Source organism: Enterobacter sp. IF2SW-B1 (assembly GCF_001743375.1).
Classification (GTDB): domain Bacteria; phylum Pseudomonadota; class Gammaproteobacteria; order Enterobacterales; family Enterobacteriaceae; genus Enterobacter; species Enterobacter bugandensis.
The window spans coordinates 605,808-626,579 of sequence record NZ_MJAA01000002.1 but is presented as its reverse complement, the minus strand read 5'-3'; the positions used below and the strand labels follow the sequence as shown (position 1 = coordinate 626,579).

The window sequence follows — 20,772 nt, the reverse complement described above, 5'->3', positions numbered from 1 at the left end:
TAAGGAGTAGGCCATGTCCGCGCAGGATCGCCAGACGTTATCGCTGCCCTCGCTCAGAAATTTGCAGGCGTTTATCGCCGTTGCTAACGCCCTGAGCATCCATCAGGCGGCGGAACAGCTCAACGTCACGCCTTCGGCGGTAAGCCACCAGATCGCGTCGCTGGAATCGTGGCTGGGCAAGAAATTATTTATCCGCAGCGGCAAAGGGGTTCAACTCACCCCGACGGGAGAAAAATATCTGCGGGAGGTCTCGGCGGCGATGAGCGCCATTGGGCGCGCCACCGATCAGATCGTGAAAGAAAAAGACAATGCTGTGCTTCGCGTGCACTCTTCCCCCACCTTCGGACTGTCATGGCTGTTGCGCCGTCTGGGCAGATTCCGCGCCGAATATCCTGATATCACCATCAATCTCACCTGCTCCTATGAGAACCTGCAGTTCGCCAGAGATAATATCGACATTGATATCCGTCATGGTATTCCGGACTGGGATGCTTACCGGGTGATGACCATTAAAAACGACACGCTGGTAGTATTGGCCTCGCCGGGCTATGCAGAAGAGCATCCCATCAGCACGCCCGCCGATCTGCTGCAACAGTCGCTTATCTCCTCCACCAGCACTCTGGTGAACTGGGAAAAATGGTTCGCCTGGCACAATATCGACAGGCCCTGGCTCAATTTCAGCCTCAGCTTCGACCGTTCCTATATGAGCTTTGAAGCGGCGCGCATGGGGCTGGGGTTTATTCTGGAGAGCAAAATGATGGCTACCGATCACCTGAAGGATGGCTCGCTGGTACAGGTGCTGCCGGATGAGATGGGAATCGCCATTAACGCGCATCATCTGGTGATGCCGCACATGAACGAACGCGCGTGGAAGATCCAGCAGTTCGTCGAGTGGATTGATCGGGAGTTGCGATTGTCGGGGTATCACCTGTAGCGATACCCCATCGTGGCGTCAGGCGACCGTGCCCCAGACGAGATTCCCCTTGTGGAACGTCGCGGTGCGCGGAGAAATGCGCGCCACGGCCTCGGCGGAACAGGAGGCGTCCACCAGCACAAAGCTGGCGTCGTCCTGCGCTTTCGGCCATACGCGTTCACCTTTATCGTTCAGCGGCAGCACGTCGCCGGTGGCGATGCCGAGCGCGCGGGAGAGCGTCTGCTCGTTCGGGCGAATATAGAGCTGGGCGTACAGATTGGCTTTCTCCAGCATGTCCCCCAGACCGTACGGCGACCAGTGGTCGATCACGCTGTCGGTGCCGGTCATAACAAACACGCCCTTCTCCCGCAGCTGCTTCAGCGGCATGTGCAGGGTGCCAATCGGCACGGTGGAGGCGATGGTCACCTGCTGCGCCGCCATGCGGGTGGCAATCTCATCCACCTGCTGCTCGTTGAGCGTCGCCAGCGCGAAGGCGTGGCTGATGGTCAGCTTGCCCTTCAGCTCCGGCGTTTTCTCCACGGTTTCCACCATGTAGTTCACCGCCGCCACGCCCGCCGGGCTGGTTTCATGGAGGTGAATATCCACCCCTTTGTCGTAATCCAGCGCAATCTGGAACATAGTATCGAGCGATTTCTCCATCGCGCCGTCAACGCTGGTTGGGTCCAGCCCGCCTACGTAGTGCGCCCCCGCCTGCATCGCCTCGCGCATCAGCTTTTCAGCGTTGGAGAGCAGCAGGCCGTGCTGCGGGAAGGCAACGATTTCGCAGTCAAAACCTGCGCTGCGGCGCGCCAGCACCGCCTGCAAATTTTCCAGGTTTTTCAGGCCGGAAACCGGCTCAATATTGCAGTGGCTGCGGGCGATGGTGGACCCTTTCGACTGGATCAGGTCGATCAGCTTTTCGGCGCGTTCTTGCGTGTAGGGCTGTAACTCCGGCAGCAGCTTCTGCTCCAGGCGGATCATGTCCTGAATGGTGGTGCCCGCCGGACGGTTCAGGGAGCGCCACGGGCCGCCGTAGAAGGTTTTATCCAGGTGAATGTGCATGTCGCGCATCGCCGGAAGCATCAGCTTTTTACCCGCGTCGTAGTGCGGCAGGGTCGCGTCGGCGTGGCTGCCGTTGTCGCGTAGGGCGACAATTTTCCCGTCTTTAATCTCCAGCGTTTTCAGCTCGGTGCGGGTGCTCGTCGCCACTCTGCCCTCGAAGTTGAACCCGGCCTCCAGCAGCACGTTGTCCAGATAGTAATGTTTTGCAGTGATGTTCATCGGTTTCCCCGTCTCGCAGGTTGCCTTTGCAGAGTCGGCAGCATACGCGACGGAGCCGGTGGCGCCAAACAGCGCGCAGGCGGTGACCATTTTGCCGCTCTGGCTGATAAACTCGCGGCGGCTTTTGTTTTCACTCATCTTATCTTCCTTCATTAACAATGTGGGTACCCGTTTCACCGCGCAGCGCCGCGGGCAGGCAGTCCGGCGAGGTGATGATCACGCGCCTGCCGCCGTGGCGTAAAAATGCCAGCGAGGCGACGATTTTGGGCAGCATGCTGCCCGCCGGAAAGTGTCCTTCATCCATGTAGCGCGTCATCAGCGCCACGCTGACGGTGTCCAGCGCCTGCTGGTCTGGCTTGCCGAAGTTAACGCAGACTTTCTCCACGCCGGTGGTTATCACCAGCACGTCGGCGAAAATCTCACGGGCCAGCAGCGCGGTTGAGAGATCTTTATCGATAACCGCATCCACGCTCTGATAATCCCCCTGCTCGCTGCGCACCACGGGAATGCCTCCGCCGCCCGCGCCGATGACCACAAAACCTTTCTGCGTTAGCGCCTTAATCGCATCCGCCTCGACGATGCGCAGCGGCTGGGGCGAGGCCACCACGCGGCGATAGCCCCGGCCTGAATCCTCGACAAAATGCCAGTCCGGGTGCGCGAGCTGTAGCTCGTCGCGCTGCGCCTCGCTGAAGAACGCGCCGATCGGTTTTGTCGGGTGCGTAAAGCCGGGATCGTTTTTATCCACCTCCACCTGGGTGACGACCGTGACCGCCTTTTGCTCGCCACGCGCCGCCAGGCGGTTGTTGAGCGCCTGCTGGATCAGGTAGCCGATGCCGCCCTGGGTATCCGCCACGCAGTTTGCCAGCGGGGTCAGCGGCAGCCCTTCCCGCTCGTGGGCGATCTCGGCGCGGCGCAGATCCAGCCCCACCTGCGGGCCGTTGCCGTGGGTGAGGACGATGTCATAGTCGGAGGCCAGCATTTCGAGCACCGACTCGGCCACCGCTTTGACCGCCTGCGCCTGATGTTCAACCGACTGGCTGGCGTTGTCTTTGATGATGCTGTTGCCGCCGATGGCGACGACCATAAGCTCTTTCATACGTTTTCCTTCGCAACAGTAACTTCAGCGCTCGCAACTTCTCGGCTGTCGAGGAAATGCTTCACCACAAACATGCCGCCCATCATCAGGTAGGCCGTGACGAACATCAGGGAACTGCCCTCGGCAAAGCCCACCACTGGCGCGTGGATCACGCCAAACAGCGCCAGCAGTGCGCCTCCTGCGGCGGCGACGGCCCCGCGCAGCGGTTTGTTAATGATGGCGAAGATAGCGATACAGCCCCAGAGCATGCTGGCGAGCGGCGCACCGTTGCCGAGGTGCATCAGCCCCTCGTAGTAGATTCCTTTGCTGTGCAGCACGTCGGTGCCAATTTTCGCCGCGCTGGTTCCCGCCGCGCTCATCACGCTGTTCATCATGGTCAGCGCCCAGTTAGCAATCCACGGGAACAGACAGATAAAGATGACGGGCACCTCCACTTTGGGCGTTTCCCGCACCACCTGGTTGGCGGTTACAACACCGATAAACACCAGAATCGGCACGATAGCGGTCATCGGTATGATGGCGAGCATAAAGGCCCCCAGCCCGAACAGTGGCACGATGAACATGGTCACGCCGGACGCCAGCGTGTAACCGATGCTCGCCCCCATCGCCTTCCAGCCGGGATGGCCCACGTAGACCGTGACCGGGAACGGGTTGCCCATCAGGCAGCCGAGCATGGAAGCCAGGCCGTTTGCCAGCATTACCTTGCGGGTCGGGTACTCATCCCCCGCCGCGTGGGCGCTTTCGATGTTCTCCAGGTCAAAGATGTAGTTCGCCAGACCCAGCGGTACGGCGGACGCCAGATAAGGCAGCGCGTGCGGCAGGCCCTGCATAAAGCTGTCCACGTGTACTTCCGGCGGGTTAAAGCCGAAGGATGACATGGACGCCTTGATGGCATCCGGGCTTTGCAGTCCGGAAATCCACGCCAGCGCTGTTCCGGCAATCAGCAGCAGCAGGCCGGTCGGGATTTTGGCGAAAATCGGCTTTTTACCGAACCAGTTAATAAAGATCAGCAGCAGAACGATGAACGACACGGTGGGCGCTTCAAACGCCTGCAACATCGGGTTCATCGCCAGCAGCAGCAGGCCAAGACCGGACAGGCACGACAGCAGCACGGTACGCGGGATCATCTTGCGGATGGTCTCACCCAGGAACGAGCCGCCCGCGAGGTTCATCGCTTCCACGAAGCACCACACCAGGCCAATCTGGATCGCGAAATCCGCATCCCCGGTTTGCTGGTAGACGGGCATCAGGACCAGGAAGGTCACGGTAAAAATCGAGGGTGCGCTCGGGCCGGACGGCAGCGCGGTGACGTCCGTACGTCCGGTGGCGCGCGCCATTTGCAGACCAAACCATGTGTAGCATAAGCTCGCTACCAGCACCGCCAGCCCGAAGGCCGGCGCGATGCGTCCATAAACAATCTCCTTCGGGATGCCGACGACAAAAATGAGCAGCCCCATCATGGTCAGCAAATTAGTCAGGTTGTTGGTCATCAACCCGAAATAGGCCGCCCAGTCACCTCTTTTCCACTCCAGTTTCATGTTTTTCATGGATGCATACCTTATAGAACGTAGCGATCGCGGAAGGTCAACAGCGCCTTTTCAAAACAGCTAAACGGCGGGTGAACGATGCCCGCCCCAATCATGCCGATGCCCGCGTCTTTGTGGGCAATGGCGGTGTTGATCACCGGCAGAATGCCGCTGCCCGCCACTCTGGTGATGTCGATGGCGGTTGGAATGCCCATAAACGACAGCAGCGGAATGGTGACGTTCGGGTTCTCGCCGAGGGTGATTTCGCGCATCTGGCGCGAGAAGTCGATGGCTTCCTCCACCGTGCCACCCACCAGCGCAACGATGGCCGGTGCCGTCGCCATCGCAAAACCGCCGATGCCGTAGGTTTCGGTGATGGCGCTGTCGCCAATATCCAGTCCGGAGTCTTCCGGCTTGTAGCCCGCGAACATCGGACCAATCACCTGCTGCGCCGGACCGGTAAACCACTGCCCCGGCAGGCCGGAAACGCGCAGGCCGAACTCGTAGCCGTTGCGCGCCATGGTGGTCACGACGGTGCTGTATTCAATGCCGTGAGCGGCATCCAGCGCGGCTTTACACATCGCCATCCACGTCGGGCCGGAGAAGTAGTCGCTGCTGGCGACAAACTCAAACACCTCGCGCTGCTGCTCCACCGGGTAGCCCGCCTGAATCAGCCCCGGCGTCAGCGCCTGGATCAGCAGCGTGGTGCCGGCGTTGTTGCGGTTGTGGCACTCGTCGCCCATGTGCAGCGCCTGGGCCAGCATCAGGCGCAGGTCGATTTCGCCGATGATATTCATCGCGTCGCGCAGCATCGGGCCGAGCACGTCGCGCATCCAGTTCAGGCGGTCGATCACGCTCTGGTCGTTAGCGCCCATACGCAGGATCTTCGCCATCTGCTCGCTGAGGTTGGTGAAGGCGCGGTTGCCGTAGGTTTTGTTCTCAACAATGTGCATAAACATTGACGCGGAGGTGACGCCCGCCATGGAGCCCACGCAGTCGTGCTCGTGGCACGGCGAGAAGGTGATCTCCCCGGAAGCCGCCAGCCTTGCGGCATCCTCCAGATCCGTTGCCAGCCCTTCAAATACCAGCGCACCGGTAACCGCGCCCTTCATCGCCCCGCACATGTTTTCCCAGGAGACAGGCGGACCGGCGTGCAGAATGGTGGTGCGGGTCATGCCCGGCACTACGTTAATTGCCTGGTCATAGCCCACCAGCACCGGGTGAGACTGGATGATGCGCTCAAGGGCGATTTTGTTCGCGGCAGCGATCTTCTCCGCCAGCGGTTTCTCTGCCAGCTGGTCGAGCGCTTCAACAACCTGCATATTGCCTTGCCCCGGCGGCGTCCAGTCGAGCTGGGTCACGGGAACGTGCTGCTTTTTGAGGTCGTCGCTGAACATCGCAATGCCGACGTTAATGACGTTAAGCGGCTGGTTAAATAAAGTGGTCATTATGCGTTCTCCCCTTTGCAAACAAATTCGCGTGCCAGTAATCCGGTGTTGGTGCTGCTGCTGGCCCAGATGACGCCTGCGTCGGTCAGCCGCTGGCACTGCTGCGCCAGCGACTGCGGATCCTGGTCGGTGCCAAGCACGTAGCCGAGGATCTCCAGCGGACGGTTATCGGCCTTCGCGATCGCCTGCGCCTCTTTGATCGCGTCGATCATCACCCCCACCGGATCCTCGTGTGCGCCAAAGCCGAGCACGAAGTCCATCACGATGACGCCCACCTGCGGATCGCGCGCCTCCTGTAGCAGGCGGCTGATGCGGTTGGTCGGGTCGATCATTGGGTGCGGTTTGCCGTTGGTGAAGTCGTCGTCACCGAAGTCAAGGAAGGTGTGGGCCTGGCTGACGCTGATGTCCTTCAGGCGCTTAGCCGGATCGGGCTGGATGTTGCTCCAGACATCGTCAAACTTCTCCAGCGCGGCAAACATCGCTTCGTCGCACAGGGTGCCGCCGCAGAACAGGCCGCGAATGTACTTCTGCTGGGGGGTCAGGCGGGCGCGCACCTCTTCAATCAGCGGCCAGTTGAGCGGATGCAGATCCAGGGACTCTTTTTTAATGCCGGTAAGCAGCACCGCCTTCAGCGCCGCTTCTTTGGTGCCACGCGCAAACTTCAGGCCGTCTTCATCGGCGGGCGGTTCGCTGCGGCCGAGGAAGCAAACAACCACCGGCTTGCGGCAGGCTCTGGCGCGGGCCAGCACCTTTTCAGCCACCGCTGGCGCAGGCGGCTTGGAGATGAGCGCAATCACCTGAGTGCCCTCATCCGCCTCAAGCATGTCGATGGCGTCGAGCATCATCAGGCCGCCGATTTTTTCGCTGAGATCGCGCCCGCCGGTGCCGATCAGCTGCGACACGCCGCCGCCGAATTCGTGAATGCGCACGCTCAGCTCCTGGCTGCCGGTGCCGGAGGCGCCAACAATCCCAATCGGCCCGCGACGCACCGCGTTGGCGAAGCACAGCCCCGCACCGTTGATGATGGCGGTTCCGCAGTCAGGCCCCATCATCAGCAGCCCTTTCTCATGCGCCAGCTGCTTCAGCGCCAGCTCGTCGTCGAGCGACACGTTATCGGAAAAGAGCATGACGTTAAGATCGTTTTCCAGCGCCTGACGCGCTTCGCGGGCGGCAAAGGTGCCGTTGACGGAAATGACCGCCAGGTTGCTGTCCGGGCGATGAGTTTTGGCGCTGGCAATCGTCGCGTAGCGTGCTTCATGGGTGCCGCCGCTCGCTTTATGGGTAAATAAAGCTTCTATTTCCGCCAGCGTTTCATCGTTCGCCGCGTCGCCTTTAATCACGATCATCAGGTCGCCATTTTTGGCTTCCGCTAATTCCGGCGTGAGCAGCCCGAGATTTTTCAGAACGCCTTTATTCATTTCCGTCGCCATTGCCACAAACGCCTGTTCGACACCCGGCAATTTATTGGCTTTGGTGGAAACCGACATTAAGGAAACCGAATCGAAATACGTGTTCTTTTTTATGACGATTTTGGTTGGCATTGTTTTCTCCTGAATACGGATAAAAGGGGGCCGCCGTCGCGCAGAATGCACGTCGGTAAAAATACTGTTTGAATTAACGGCCAGCCGGACGTGGCTGGCCGAATGCGTTATGCGCCCGCCGCCAGCAGCAGGTCGGCTATTGCATCGAAGCCTTTTTCCCGCGCCAGTTCGAGCGGGGTTTTGCCGTATTTATCGGTCATATGCGGATTCGCGCCGTGATCCAGCAGCAGCTTCACAATTTCCTGCTGCTTTGCGCCGCCGTCATTCAGCACGATGGCTTCCAGCAGCGGCGTCCAGCCGACAAAGTTAGTGTGGTTGACGTTAATATCGGTTTTTTCCAGCAGCTCGCGCACGATTTCAACGTGGCCTTTTTCACTGGCAGGGGTAATGCCCACGCCGCCGAAGCGCGTCAGACGGTCGAGATCCGGATTCGCCGGAAGAACGATGCGCAGCAGGGTTAAATCATTAGTCAGGCAGCTTATCAGGAAGGGGTTAAAACAGGTCTGGTCCTGTTTATCAATATCCGCGCCGGCGGCAATTAAAAATTCTACGCAGGCATAATGCTTTTTCAGGCTGGCAATAATAATGGCGGTTCTTTTCTGGCGGTTGGTGGCGTTAATATCCACGCCGTTATCCAGGCAGGCTTTTAGCGCGTCGATATTGCCCTCTTCTGCCGCCAGCAGAAATTCCGTAACGAGTGCGTTTGCAGACATATTCAGTCTCCCAATGTTTCACTTCTGATGACCTGAGAATAGCAACAGCCTGGTCACAAAAGAATCCGCTTAAAAATGATTCATCGACACGCAATTTATTGTTGAGTTAAATTCAACAGTCAGGCTAAAACGTGCGTCTGTGCAACCTTTCTCTTATGGTTTACCGCTTTTTAGCGCCTCAGACAGCATTATCCTTATGGTTGTAAAAGCCTTGCAGGACGCGGCTCCGCGTAAATAGTCAGAACTGTGACACACTTCAAATATGATGTAACGGCGCTGTTAAAATATGTTCAAAACTGATGACTGAGGATGCTGTGATATGAATTCCATCTTTACCGAAGAGAACCTGCTGGCCTTCACCACCGCGGCACGCTTCGGCAGCTTCAGCAAAGCCGCCGCCGAGCTGGGTGTGACGACCTCCGCCATTAGCTACACCATTAAACGCATGGAGACCGGGCTGGACGTGGTGCTGTTTGTGCGCAACACGCGCAGCATCGAGCTGACGGAGTCCGGGTTTTATTTTTACCGTAAGGCCACCGACCTGCTGAATGACTTCCACGCCATCAAGCGCGGGATTGATACCATTTCGCAGGGCATCGAGGCGCGAGTGCGCATCTGCATTAATCAGCTCTTGTATACGCCGCGCCATACCGCGCGTTTGCTGCAGGTGCTGAAAAAGCAGTTTCCCACCTGCCAGATCACGGTGACGACCGAGGTGTATAACGGCGTCTGGGATTCGATCATCAACAATCAGGCCAACATCGCGATTGGCGCGCCGGATACGCTGCTGGACGGCGGCGGGATTGATTACACCGAAATTGGCGCCATTCGCTGGGTGTTTGCCATCGCGCCGGAACATCCCCTCGCCTTTGTTCCCGAACCGATAGCGGAGAGCCAGTTGCGCCTGTACCCCAACATCATGGTGGAAGATACAGCGCATACCATCAACAAGAAGGTCGGCTGGCTGCTGCACGGGCAGGAGGCGATTCTGGTGCCGGATTTCAACACCAAGTGCCAGTGCCAGATTCTGGGGGAAGGGATTGGCTTTTTGCCGGAATACATGGCAAGAGAAGCGATGGAAGACGGTCTGCTCATCACGCGGCGTATTAACAATCCGCGTCAGGACTCGCGCATGCTGCTCGCCACGCAGCATGCGGCGACCGGCCAGGTGACGCGCTGGATCAAACAGCAGTTTGGCCCGGAAGGCGTATTAACCGGTATATACAGTGATTTACTGTGGCGTGCTTAGTTTTTCGTCTGCACCCAAAACGCGTGGATAAGGCCCGGGAAGTAACCCAGGATGGTCAGAAGGATGTTCAGAATAAACGCCCAGCCCAGTCCCTTGCCAAGCAGCACGCCCAGCGGCGGGAGAATAATCGTAAAAACAACGCGCCAAAAACCCATAATCACTCCGTGCAAGCTAACCAATTGAAAATTAAAAAGAGACATTTCTCTAAGCATAGCCAGTTTACGGGTTACTGCCATTCGTCTCTCGCGCTTTTACCTGCCTTTACCCTCTTTACACTGGCTTAAGCCCTTCCTTAAATGTTCTACTACTCATAAATTGACCGTAAGGAAACACCATGTCTCTTTCTCTTATTTCGCCACAGCAGGCGAACGCGCTTATTAAAGAAGGCGCAAAACTGATTGATATTCGCGATCCCGACGAGTATGCCCGCGAGCATATTCCGGCAGCACGCTCAATACCGCTGGATTCTTTACCCGGCGGGCTCAACGCTGCCCCTGGTGAAACGGTGATTTTCCACTGTCAGTCCGGGACACGGACATCAAACAATGCTGCGCGACTTGCGCAGGCAGCGTTGCCGGCTCAGACCTTCGTGGTTGAGGGGGGCATTCAGGGCTGGAAGCAGGCCGGGCTGCTGACCGTTGAAGATAAATCCCAGCCGCTCCCGCTGATGCGGCAGGTACAAATTGCCGCCGGGCTGCTGATCCTCTGCGGCGTGGTGCTGGGTTATAGCGTCTCCAGCGGCTTTTTCCTGCTGAGCGGTTTCGTCGGTGCCGGGCTGCTGTTCGCCGGTGTGACAGGTTTTTGCGGTATGGCACGGTTGCTGAAAGTGATGCCGTGGAACCGTCATACCTCATAAGCAGTAATCAATGAATTACGCTGTACCCGACATCAGACGTCGGCTAAGGTGAAGATCGCTAAAACGATGAGGAGGTTATATGTTTTCTGTCGGTGATTATGTGCAACCGCTAAAAGGCGGCCCAAAGCTGAAAGTGCTCGAAGTGAACGGTGAAAACGTGGTGGCGGTACAGGCCAGCAATGAACAAGGCGAGAAATATACGCTGAAAGCGGCCGATTTGGCGCCGTATACCGAAGAAGGTGATTTCGGCGTCTGCTGAACAGACAACCGGGCGGCTTGTTCCGCCCGGTCCACGTATTAGATCAGAAAATCATCCAGTGATTTACCCTCTGCCAGTGCGCTGGCAATAGGCTTCGGCGTGCGGCCCTGGCCGGTCCACGTTTTTTCTTCACCGTTCTGGTCAATAAAGCGATATTTCGCTTCACGCGGTTTACGCTTTTTAGTCGGTTTACCCGCCTGCGCCAGTTCTGAACCCAGCAGGTCAGTCGGAGAAATACCATCGGCTTTCATCAGTTCCAGCAGGGTATTAATTTTTTCCTGCTGTTCAGCGCGCTGCTGCTCTAATTCCGCCAGCTCATTGCGTTTTTCTTCAGTAACGACCCTGACCTTTTCCAGCATTTCCTCAAGAACGTCCAGGGTTAATTCTCGCGCCATCGCGCGCAGGGTTCGGATATTATTAAGATTCTGTAACGTCAAAGACATATTATTGAAAACCTTTTCTTTGGGGTAAATAGATAAATCGCCCCAAGAATAATTCATTTCAGTTGAAATATCTACCCAAAGGTCCAAACGGGCATAAATGTAAATATATTTAAATATCGCCGTTAATAATAGCGCATAGCATTGGCGGGAAACACGTAGATCTAATCACCAAATCAATATAAATGGTCAACTTTAATCCAAATCACAGCATACTGCGCTCTCATCAGGGGAGTGGATTTCTGCGTCAAAAGCAAAACATCTAAGACATTGATTTAGATAAGTAAAACATTTGATGAGACAGATTATAACGAACCGGATAAAAAACAACCGATTTTAGAGAATTTTGTGGACAAAAGGCGATTAAATAAAAATTAATCACTAGTTGTTAGTTCAAACATAGAGATATACGCTATACACCTCAAACAAACCAACCTAAAGCACTAGCCGCTGAAGGAAAACCGATTCCACTGCGTTCTTCTCAAGGAGTTCAGACATGTTCTCGCCGCAATCTCGCCTGCGCCACGCGGTGGCGGATACTTTCGCGATGGTTGTCTACTGTTCCGTTGTGAACATGCTGATTGAAATATTCCTCTCCGGAATGACCTTCGAGCAGTCACTTTCTTCTCGTCTGGTGGCGATCCCGGTCAATATTATTATCGCATGGCCTTACGGGCTATACCGCGATGCCGTTATGCGTTTCGCGCGCCGCATCAGTCCGGCGGGCTGGATGAAAAATCTTGCCGACGTGCTGGCGTACGTCACGTTCCAGTCGCCGGTCTACGTAGCTATTCTCCTGACAGTGGGCGCGGACTGGCACCAGATCGCCGCAGCGGTCAGTTCGAATATCGTGGTATCAATGCTGATGGGTGCGGTATACGGCTATTTCCTCGACTACTGCCGCCGCCTGTTTAAGGTCAGCCAGTACGGCCAGGTAAAAGCGTAATGTGAAGCGACTGGCGAAAGCCAGTCGCAGATTTACTGTACGTCGCCAAACAGTCCCTTCAGAAACCGCTCCAGCGCCATACGCGAACTGAAACCGTGCGGAATACCATAATGCTCATGCCGTTCACCGCCTAAATAGAGCGGAAATTGCTGATAGTGATCGCAGGTTTTAATATCCGAGGCAGGCTCAGCAAATGACAGACTTCTGTCTTTCAGCGTCGGGTGAATAATGAGAGCGGTACGTCCCATCCTGGCTTCACGATTAACATAAACATAATTCTCGCCGCGGCGATATCCATACGCTTTTGGCGTCACCTCATCCATGGTGAATCCCTCTTTTTCAAGAACGCGTGCCACCTCGTCAGGTCGTAAATACATATCTTTTCCTCGTTATCTTTTCCTGCCCGGCAACCTTACAGTAATCAGCATTAGCAGGGCTTTCAGAATAGTCCATAAACTGGCGGATAACGCGTGACGCGCTTCAGATATTAAATTTCTGAACTAAACTAAACGGGAACACAAAATTACGGAGGATCGTATGTTTAACAGACCGAACCGAAACGATATTAACGACGACGCGCAGGATATTCGTAATGATGTCAGCCAATTAGCGGACACGCTTGAGGAAGTGCTGAAATCCTGGGGATCGGATGCGAAGGATGAAGCAGATGCTGCGACACGTAAGGCTCAGTCTCTGCTCCGTGAAACCCGTGCCCGTATGAACGGACGTTCACGCGCTACGCAGGCGGCCTGCGACATGGCAAGCTGTGCTACGACCTTCGTACGTGAAAAACCACTGTGTACGCTGGGAACCGTCGCGGCGGTCGGCATTTTTGTCGGAGCCCTGCTCAGCCTGCGTAAGTAAGCCCGCATTCTCAACCCCGGTAGCCTCAGGCGCCGGGGCTTTTTTATGCCTGTAAGCCTGAAAAACCCGTACAGCCCGCCCTGCCCCGCTGTGCTCATCATCAGGGCAATATTAATCTGAATTTCCCATATCTTGTATGGTTGAATCTTTTATCAACTACATCTAGTATTCTCTTTAGAAAGACACACACTCTATGACGCGTTAACTCGCGCCGTTTTCTCATTCTAAATGGAAATACGAATCATGAGCATTATTATTTACACTCGTAACGATTGTGTTCAGTGCCACGCCACCAAACGGGCGATGGAGAGCCGCGGCGTGGCGTTTGAGATGGTAAATATCGACCTGGTGCCCGATGCCGCGGATACCCTGCGCGAACAGGGATTTCGTCAGCTTCCGGTAGTGGTTGCCGGTGATACCAGCTGGTCTGGCTTTCGCCCGGACATGATTAACCGCCTGAGCGCTCAGGCCACGCGTGCATGAGTGTGCTGGTCTTCTTCTCCAGCAGCTCAGAAAACACGCTGCGCTTTATTGAGCGCCTCGGGCTGCCAGCGGTGCGTATTCCGCTCAATGAGCGGGAGCGCATTCAGGTAGACGAACCTTACATTCTGGTGGTGCCCAGCTATGGCGGCGGCGGTACGGCAGGAGCAGTACCTCGCCAGGTGATCCGCTTTCTGAACGATCCTCACAACCGGGTACTGATTCGGGGCGTGATCGCGGCGGGCAATCGTAATTTTGGCGATGCCTTTGGCCGCGCCGGGGATGTCATCTCTCAAAAATGCGGCGTGCCGTATCTCTATCGTTTTGAACTGATGGGGACACAGCAGGACGTAGAAAACGTGCGTAAAGGAGTGAACGAATTTTGGCAACGACAACCGCAGAACGGGTAATTCAGGCGACGCCGGACTACCACGCATTAAACGCGATGCTTAACCTCTATGACCGGGAGGGGCGCATTCAGTTTGGCAAAGATCGCGAGGCGGTAGAGGCTTTTTTCGCCGCCCACGTGCGGCCCAACAGCGTGACGTTTTCAAGCCAGAATGAACGTCTCGACTATCTGGTTAACGAGGGCTACTACGAGGAGCGCGTCCTGGCCCGCTACGATCGTCCCTTCGTGGTAAGACTGTTTGAACGTGCGCACGCCAGCGGTTTTCGCTTCCAGACGTTTCTTGGCGCATGGAAGTATTACACCAGCTACACCCTGAAAACCTTCGACGGCAAACGCTACCTGGAAAGCTTTGAAGATCGCACCGTGATGGTGGCCCTGACGCTGGCCCAGGGCGATGAAGCGCTGGCTGAACGGCTGACGGAGGAGATCCTCTCCGGCCGCTTCCAGCCCGCCACGCCGACGTTTCTCAACTGTGGTAAAGCCCAGCGCGGCGAGCTGGTCTCCTGCTTCCTGCTGCGCATCGAAGACAATATGGAGTCGATTGGCCGTGCGGTGAACTCGGCGCTGCAGCTTTCCAAACGCGGCGGCGGCGTGGCGTTTCTGCTCTCGAACCTGCGGGAAGCGGGCGCGCCGATCAAGCGCATCGAAAACCAGTCCTCGGGCGTGATCCCGGTGATGAAGATGCTGGAAGATGCCTTCTCCTACGCCAACCAGCTTGGCGCACGCCAGGGGGCGGGGGCGGTTTACCTGCACGCGCACCACCCGGACATCCTGCGTTTTCTCGATACCAAGCGCGAAAACGCCGACGAAAAAATCCGCATCAAAACCCTGTCGCTCGGCGTGACGATCCCGGATATCACGTTTAAGCTGGCCAAAGAGAATGCCGACATGGCGCTCTTCTCGCCGTATGACGTGGAGCGTATCTACGGCAAAGCGTTTGGCGACGTGGCGATAAGCGAGCTTTATGACGAGCTGGTTGCAGACGATCGCATCCGCAAGAAATACATCAACGCCCGCGATTTCTTCCAGACGCTTGCGGAAATTCAGTTTGAATCCGGCTATCCGTACATCATGTACGAGGATACGGTAAACCGCGCCAATCCGATTGCCGGGCGCATTAACATGAGCAACCTGTGCTCGGAAATTTTGCAGGTCAACAGCGCCTCCGCTTACGACGAAAACCTGGACTACGCGGAGATCGGCAAAGATATCTCCTGCAACCTCGGGTCGCTGAATATTGCCCACACCATGGATTCGCCGGATTTTGGCCGCACGGTGGAGACTGCCGTTCGCGGGCTGACGGCGGTATCGGACATGAGCCATATCCGCAGCGTGCCGTCCATTGAGGCGGGCAACGCCGCGTCGCACGCCATCGGCCTGGGGCAGATGAACCTGCACGGCTATCTGGCACGGGAAGGCATCGCCTACGGCAGCCCGGAAGGGCTGGATTTCACGAATCTCTATTTCTACACCGTCACCTGGCATGCGCTTCATACCTCAATGATGCTGGCGCGCGAGCGCAACCAGCGGTTCGCAGGCTTTGAGCAGTCGCGCTACGCCAGCGGGGCTTATTTCAGCCAGTATCTGGAAGGCGACTGGCAGCCGAAAACCGAAAAAGTGCGCGCGCTGTTTGACCGCGCCGGCATTACCCTGCCGACGCGCGAGATGTGGCAGCAGTTGCGCGACGACGTGATGCGCTACGGGATCTATAACCAGAACCTTCAGGCGGTGCCGCCAACCGGTTCGATTTCCTACATCAACCACGCCACGTCGAGCATTCACCCGATCGTGTCGAAGATTGAGATCCGTAAGGAAGGCAAAACCGGACGCGTCTACTACCCTGCCCCGTTTATGACCAATGAGAACCTGGCGCTGTACCAGGACGCGTACGAGATCGGCCCGGAAAAAATCATTGATACCTACGCCGAGGCGACAAAACACGTGGATCAGGGGCTGTCGCTGACGCTCTTCTTCCCGGACACCGCCACCACGCGGGATATCAACAAAGCGCAGATTTACGCCTGGAAGAAAGGCATCAAAACGCTGTACTACATTCGCCTGCGCCAGCTTGCGCTGGAAGGCACCGAAATCGAAGGCTGCGTGTCCTGCGCGCTGTAAGGAGAAAGGATGAAACTGTCACGCGTGAGTGCCGTTAACTGGAACAAGATTCAGGACGATAAAGACCTGGAGGTGTGGAACCGCCTGACCAGCAACTTCTGGCTGCCGGAAAAGGTGCCGCTCTCCAATGATATTCCAGCCTGGCAGACGCTGAGCCACGCCGAACAGCAGCTGACGATCCGCGTCTTTACCGGTCTGACGCTGCTGGACACTATTCAGAATACCGTCGGTGCGCCCGCGCTGATGAGCGACGCGCTGACGCCGCACGAAGAGGCGGTGATGTCGAACATCAGCTTTATGGAGGCGGTACATGCCCGCTCCTACAGCTCGATTTTCTCGACGCTGTGCCAGACCAAAGACGTGGACGCGGCCTACGCCTGGAGCGAAGAGAGCGCGTCATTACAGCGCAAGGCGGAGCTGGTGCTGGAGTATTACCGCGCCGACGAGCCGCTGAAGAAGAAGATCGCCAGCGTGTTCCTGGAATCCTTCCTCTTCTATTCCGGCTTCTGGCTGCCCATGTACTGGTCGAGCCGGGGCAAGCTCACCAACACCGCCGATTTGATTCGCCTCATCATCAGGGATGAAGCGGTACACGGGTATTACATCGGCTATAAGTATCAGAAAGGGCTGGAGAAAGTCAGCCCGGAAAAACGCGAGGAACTCAAAGGTTTCGCCCTCGATTTGCTGATGGATCTGTATGACAACGAGTTGAGCTATACCGAAGAGCTGTACGCCGGAACGGGCTGGGAAGAGGACGTGAAGGCGTTTCTCTGCTACAACGCGAACAAAGCGCTGATGAACCTGGGCTACGACGCGCTTTTCCCGCCGGAGATGGCGGAGGTAAACCCGGCAATCATCGCGGCGCTGTCGCCCAATGCGGACGAAAACCACGATTTCTTCTCCGGGTCCGGATCGTCGTACGTGATGGGTAAAGCGGTGGAGACAGAAGATGAGGATTGGGATTTTTAATGTATGAATTAACGTTCATTAATTAAATATAAATCTCATTATTTCCACACCACTATTTCTCTAGGTACTACACTGTAATTTCCCTGTCATATTTGCCTGAATCACACCGATTCAGGCGAATTTCCCGATGCAGCAGCAAAAAATTGAGAAAAATTCAAACCGCCCTCAGCCCTTTATTCATGGGAAATTCAGCCGTTTCGCTTGCAGCAAAATTCCGGCATCAGGCCAACTCAGGGTTGTCTCAGATTCTCAGTATGTTAGGGTTATGCCCGTTAACAATTTACCATGGTAATCATATCGACATAAACAAATAACAGGACACTCTCTATTGCATGGCAATTAAATTAGAAGTGAAAAATCTTTATAAAATATTTGGCGAGCACCCGCAGCGCGCATTCAAATATATTGAGAAAGGCCTTTCGAAAGAGCAAATTCTGGAAAAAACCGGGCTGTCGCTTGGCGTTAAAGACGCCAGTCTGGCCATTGAAGAAGGCGAGATTTTTGTCATCATGGGGTTATCCGGTTCGGGTAAATCCACTATGGTTCGCCTTCTCAATCGCCTGATTGAACCCACCCGCGGACAGGTGCTGATTGACGGCGTGGATATCGCCAGAATCTCAGACGCAGAACTCCGCGAGGTGCGCAGAAAGAAGATCGCAATGGTGTTTCAGTCATTCGCGCTCATGCCGCATATGACGGTGCTCGATAATACCGCCTTCGGTATGGAATTAGCCGGCACGCCCGCTCAGGAACGTCAGGAAAAAGCCCTGGATGCTTTGCGTCAGGTAGGGCTGGAAAATTACGCTCATGCCTACCCGGACGAGCTTTCGGGCGGGATGCGTCAGCGCGTCGGATTAGCCCGCGCGTTAGCCATTAATCCAGACATATTATTAATGGATGAAGCCTTTTCAGCCCTCGATCCTTTAATTCGCACCGAGATGCAGGATGAGCTGGTAAAATTACAGGCCAAACACCAGCGCACCATTGTCTTTATTTCTCACGATCTCGATGAAGCCATGCGTATTGGCGACCGCATTGCCATTATGCAAAATGGCGAAGTGGTGCAGGTCGGCACGCCGGATGAAATTCTGAATAATCCGGCGAATGATTACGTGCGCACCTTCTTCCGCGGCGTGGATATTAGCCAGGTATTTAGCGCGAAAGATATTGCCCGCCGAACGCCAAACGGCATTATTCGAAAAACGCCAGGCTTCGGCCCGCGCTCCGCGCTGAAGCTGTTGCAGGATGAAGACCGTGAATACGGTTATCTGGTTGAACGCGGCAATAAATTTGTCGGCGTTGTCTCCATCGACTCTCTGAAAACCGCCCTGAGCGAAAACCAGGGAATCGATGCGGCGTTGATTGACGCTCCGCTTGCCGTGGATGCCGAAACGCCGCTTAGCGAGTTGCTCTCTCACGTGGGTCAGGCGCCTTGCGCCGTGCCGGTTGTCGGTGAAGAACAACAGTACGTTGGCATCATCTCAAAACGGATGCTGCTACAGGCTTTAGATCGCGAGGGGGCAAACAATGGCTGATCAATCAAACCCATGGGGTACCACTGAAGCTGCGGACAGCGCGGCGCAATCTGCCGATGCGTGGGGTTCCACGCCCGCACCTGCCGAAGGAGGCGGCGCGGCGGACTGGCTCAACAGCGCACCCGCGCCTGCGCCAGAGCATTTCAATATTTTGGATCCGTTCCACAAGACGCTGATCCCGCTGGACAGCTGGGTGACAGAGGGGATCGACTGGGTCGTTACCCATTTCCGCCCGGTGTTCCAGGGGATCCGCATCCCGGTGGATTACATCCTGAACGGCTTCCAGCAGCTGATGCTGGGCATGCCTGCGCCCGTGGCGATAATCCTGTTCTCGCTGATCGCATGGCAGTTCGGTAGCGCGGGTATGGGCGTCGCCACGCTGATCTCCCTGATTGCCATCGGCGCGATTGGCGCGTGGTCTCAGGCGATGATTACCCTGGCGCTGGTGCTGACTGCCCTGCTCTTCTGCATTGTCATCGGCCTGCCTATGGGGATCTGGCTGGCGCGCAGCCCGCGGGCGGCGAAGATTATTCGTCCCCTGCTGGATGCGATGCAGACCACCCCGGCGTTCGTCTATCTGGTGCCTATCGTGATGCTGTTCGGCATCGGTAACGTGCCGGGCGTGGTGGTGACCATTATCTTCGCCCTGCCGCCGATTATTCGCCTGACCATTCTGGGGATTAACCAGGTGCCGGCGGATCTGATTGAGGCCTCGCGCTCGTTCGGCGCCAGCCCGCGTCAGATGCTGTTTAAGGTGCAGCTTCCGCTGGCGATGCCGACCATTATGGCGGGCGTTAACCAGACGCTGATGCTGGCGCTGTCTATGGTGGTGATCGCCTCGATGATCGCCGTTGGCGGTCTCGGCCAGATGGTGCTGCGCGGCATTGGCCGTCTCGACATGGGGCTGGCGACCGTCGGCGGCGTCGGGATTGTGATCCTCGCCATTATCCTTGACCGCCTGACCCAGGCTGTCGGTCGTGATTCACGCAGTCGCGGCAACCGTCGCTGGTACACCACCGGCCCTGTCGGGTTACTGACCCGCCCATTTACAAAATAAGGAACAACGATGCGACATAACGTACTTTTTGCCACAGCGTTTGCCACCCTTGTCTCCACCAGCGCGTTTGCCGCTGACCTGCCGGGCAAAGGCATTACCGTGCAGCCGGTGCAGAGCACCATTTCGGAAGAGAGCTTCCAGACCCTGATCGTCAGCCGCGCGCTGGAGAAGCTGGGCTATACGGTCAACACGCCGAGCGAAGTGGATTACAACGTGGGCTACACCTCGATTGCCTCCGGTGATGCCACCTTTACCGCCGTGAACTGGCAGCCGCTGCACGACGACATGTATGCCGCCGCAGGTGGCGATAAGAAATTCTATCGCGAAGGTACCTTCGTGACCGGCGCGGCGCAGGGTTATCTGATCGACAAGAAAACCGCTGATAAGTACCACATCACCAATATTGAGCAGCTGAAAGATCCGAAGATCGCCAGACTGTTCGACACCAACGGTGACGGCAAGGCCGACATGATGGGCTGCTCGCCGGGCTGGGGCTGCGAAGCGGTGATTAACCACCAGAACAAAGCGTTCGATCTGGCGAAAACCGTCGACGTGAGCCACGGCAACTACTCCGCGATGATGGCCGACACCATTGCCCGCTTTAAAGAAGGCAAGCCGGTGATCTACTACACCTGGACGCCTTACTGGGTGAGCGACGTGCTGAAGCCGGGCAAAGACGTGGTGTGGTTACAGGTGCCCTTCTCCTCCCTGCCCGGCGAGCAGAAAGATATCGACACCAAACTGCCGAACGGCATGAACTATGGCTTCCCGGTGAACACCATGCACATCGTGGCGAACAAAGCCTGGGCGGAGAAAAACCCGGCTGCGGCGAAGCTGTTCTCGGTGATGAAGCTGCCGCTGGCGGACATCAACGCCCAGAATGCGATGATGCATGCGGGCAAATCCTCTGAGGCGGATGTCAAAGGCCACGTGGACGGCTGGATCAAAGCCCACCAGCAGCAGTTTGATGGCTGGGTGAAAGAGGCGCTTGCGGCGCAGAAGTAAAAACACAACACAACCTTACCCCTCCCCCCAGCCCGTCCCCCCCTCTGGGGAGAGGGTTAGGGTGAGG

General features: G+C 56.6%; 22 protein-coding genes. 13 read left to right on the top strand and 9 right to left on the bottom strand.

From position 1 onward, the window contains the following. The first annotated feature begins 13 nt into the window (after positions 1-13). Positions 14-934 carry a LysR substrate-binding domain-containing protein gene (locus A6013_RS07390; RefSeq protein WP_028014161.1) on the top strand — a complete coding sequence of 307 codons (921 nt, stop codon included), beginning with the start codon at positions 14-16 and terminating at the stop codon, positions 932-934. A gap of 18 nt (positions 935-952) precedes the next feature. Here the strand turns inward: A6013_RS07390 and A6013_RS07385 are convergent, their stop codons facing one another. The 6 genes from A6013_RS07385 to A6013_RS07360 all read right to left on the bottom strand — a co-directional run bounded on the left by A6013_RS07385 (position 953) and on the right by A6013_RS07360 (position 8,518). Further along, on the bottom strand, positions 953-2,332 hold the full coding sequence (locus A6013_RS07385) for an amidohydrolase family protein (RefSeq protein ID WP_069732794.1): 1,380 nt from the start codon (positions 2,330-2,332) through the stop codon (positions 953-955). A gap of 1 nt (position 2,333) precedes the next feature. Next, positions 2,334-3,290: a carbamate kinase family protein gene (locus tag A6013_RS07380; RefSeq protein WP_069732793.1), complete on the bottom strand. Its 957-nt coding sequence runs from the start codon at positions 3,288-3,290 to the stop codon at positions 2,334-2,336. Next, positions 3,287-4,837 carry a xanthine permease gene (locus A6013_RS07375; protein WP_069732792.1) on the bottom strand — a complete coding sequence of 517 codons (1,551 nt, stop codon included), beginning with the start codon at positions 4,835-4,837 and terminating at the stop codon, positions 3,287-3,289. The genes A6013_RS07380 and A6013_RS07375 overlap by 4 nt, the downstream gene beginning before the upstream one ends. A gap of 11 nt (positions 4,838-4,848) precedes the next feature. Next, positions 4,849-6,264, bottom strand: coding sequence for a DUF1116 domain-containing protein (locus A6013_RS07370; RefSeq protein ID WP_028014165.1), 1,416 nt, complete (start codon positions 6,262-6,264; stop codon positions 4,849-4,851). Next, positions 6,264-7,805, bottom strand: coding sequence for an acyl-CoA synthetase FdrA (fdrA, locus tag A6013_RS07365; RefSeq protein ID WP_069732791.1), 1,542 nt, complete (start codon positions 7,803-7,805; stop codon positions 6,264-6,266). Before fdrA ends, A6013_RS07370 begins: the two co-directional genes overlap by 1 nt. 107 nt (positions 7,806-7,912) lie before the next feature. Beyond that, on the bottom strand, positions 7,913-8,518 hold the full coding sequence (locus A6013_RS07360; RefSeq protein WP_041908539.1) for an ankyrin repeat domain-containing protein: 606 nt from the start codon (positions 8,516-8,518) through the stop codon (positions 7,913-7,915). Between the two features lie 319 nt (positions 8,519-8,837). Between A6013_RS07360 and A6013_RS07355 the strand changes: the two genes are divergently transcribed. Continuing rightward, positions 8,838-9,767 (top strand): LysR substrate-binding domain-containing protein, encoded by a 930-nt coding sequence (locus tag A6013_RS07355; protein ID WP_028014168.1) that lies wholly within the window; start codon positions 8,838-8,840, stop codon positions 9,765-9,767. Here A6013_RS07355 and A6013_RS07350 read toward each other — a convergent pair. Next, a complete protein-coding gene (locus A6013_RS07350) occupies positions 9,764-9,922 on the bottom strand; it encodes a YqaE/Pmp3 family membrane protein (RefSeq protein WP_032644909.1) in 159 nt (52 codons plus the stop codon). The genes A6013_RS07355 and A6013_RS07350 overlap by 4 nt on opposite strands. 179 nt (positions 9,923-10,101) lie before the next feature. Between A6013_RS07350 and A6013_RS07345 the strand changes: the two genes are divergently transcribed. Both A6013_RS07345 and A6013_RS07340 read left to right on the top strand, forming a co-directional pair. Next, positions 10,102-10,623 carry a rhodanese family protein gene (locus tag A6013_RS07345; RefSeq protein WP_049136884.1) on the top strand — a complete coding sequence of 174 codons (522 nt, stop codon included), beginning with the start codon at positions 10,102-10,104 and terminating at the stop codon, positions 10,621-10,623. Positions 10,624-10,702: 79 nt separating this feature from the next. Continuing rightward, the gene (locus A6013_RS07340; protein WP_028014170.1) at positions 10,703-10,882 is read left to right on the top strand and encodes a hypothetical protein; all 180 of its coding nucleotides are present in this window, start codon (positions 10,703-10,705) and stop codon (positions 10,880-10,882) included. Positions 10,883-10,920: 38 nt separating this feature from the next. Here the strand turns inward: A6013_RS07340 and stpA are convergent, their stop codons facing one another. Next, positions 10,921-11,325: a DNA-binding protein StpA gene (stpA, locus tag A6013_RS07335; protein WP_041908535.1), complete on the bottom strand. Its 405-nt coding sequence runs from the start codon at positions 11,323-11,325 to the stop codon at positions 10,921-10,923. Between the two features lie 493 nt (positions 11,326-11,818). On the opposite strand from stpA, the gene alaE reads away from it, so the two are divergent. Then, on the top strand, positions 11,819-12,268 hold the full coding sequence (gene alaE, locus A6013_RS07330; RefSeq protein ID WP_028014172.1) for an L-alanine exporter AlaE: 450 nt from the start codon (positions 11,819-11,821) through the stop codon (positions 12,266-12,268). A 32-nt stretch (positions 12,269-12,300) separates the two neighbouring features. Here the strand turns inward: alaE and A6013_RS07325 are convergent, their stop codons facing one another. Beyond that, positions 12,301-12,645 (bottom strand): DUF2002 family protein, encoded by a 345-nt coding sequence (locus tag A6013_RS07325; RefSeq protein ID WP_023308923.1) that lies wholly within the window; start codon positions 12,643-12,645, stop codon positions 12,301-12,303. Between the two features lie 160 nt (positions 12,646-12,805). Between A6013_RS07325 and A6013_RS07320 the strand changes: the two genes are divergently transcribed. The 8 genes from A6013_RS07320 (at position 12,806) to proX (ending at position 20,705) form a co-directional block, all read left to right on the top strand. Then, complete coding sequence (locus tag A6013_RS07320) at positions 12,806-13,132, top strand: DUF883 domain-containing protein (RefSeq protein WP_069732790.1); 327 nt, start codon at positions 12,806-12,808, stop codon at positions 13,130-13,132. A 243-nt stretch (positions 13,133-13,375) separates the two neighbouring features. Then, entirely contained in the window at positions 13,376-13,615 is a 240-nt protein-coding gene (nrdH, locus tag A6013_RS07315) for a glutaredoxin-like protein NrdH (RefSeq protein ID WP_041908533.1), read from the top strand. Continuing rightward, a complete protein-coding gene (gene nrdI, locus A6013_RS07310) occupies positions 13,612-14,022 on the top strand; it encodes a class Ib ribonucleoside-diphosphate reductase assembly flavoprotein NrdI (protein WP_028014174.1) in 411 nt (136 codons plus the stop codon). Before nrdH ends, nrdI begins: the two co-directional genes overlap by 4 nt. Then, positions 13,995-16,139, top strand: a complete 2,145-nt coding sequence (nrdE, locus tag A6013_RS07305; RefSeq protein ID WP_047367517.1) for a class 1b ribonucleoside-diphosphate reductase subunit alpha — start codon at positions 13,995-13,997, stop codon at positions 16,137-16,139. The genes nrdI and nrdE overlap by 28 nt, the downstream gene beginning before the upstream one ends. A 9-nt stretch (positions 16,140-16,148) precedes the next feature. Beyond that, the gene (nrdF, locus tag A6013_RS07300; protein WP_069732789.1) at positions 16,149-17,108 is read left to right on the top strand and encodes a class 1b ribonucleoside-diphosphate reductase subunit beta; all 960 of its coding nucleotides are present in this window, start codon (positions 16,149-16,151) and stop codon (positions 17,106-17,108) included. Between the two features lie 332 nt (positions 17,109-17,440). Next, positions 17,441-18,643: a glycine betaine/L-proline ABC transporter ATP-binding protein ProV gene (gene proV, locus A6013_RS07295; RefSeq protein ID WP_045260893.1), complete on the top strand. Its 1,203-nt coding sequence runs from the start codon at positions 17,441-17,443 to the stop codon at positions 18,641-18,643. Continuing rightward, the gene (gene proW, locus A6013_RS26750; RefSeq protein ID WP_069732788.1) at positions 18,636-19,700 is read left to right on the top strand and encodes a glycine betaine/L-proline ABC transporter permease ProW; all 1,065 of its coding nucleotides are present in this window, start codon (positions 18,636-18,638) and stop codon (positions 19,698-19,700) included. Before proV ends, proW begins: the two co-directional genes overlap by 8 nt. 9 nt (positions 19,701-19,709) lie before the next feature. Beyond that, positions 19,710-20,705, top strand: coding sequence for a glycine betaine/L-proline ABC transporter substrate-binding protein ProX (gene proX / locus A6013_RS26745; protein ID WP_045260894.1), 996 nt, complete (start codon positions 19,710-19,712; stop codon positions 20,703-20,705). Positions 20,706-20,772: the final 67 nt, after the last annotated feature.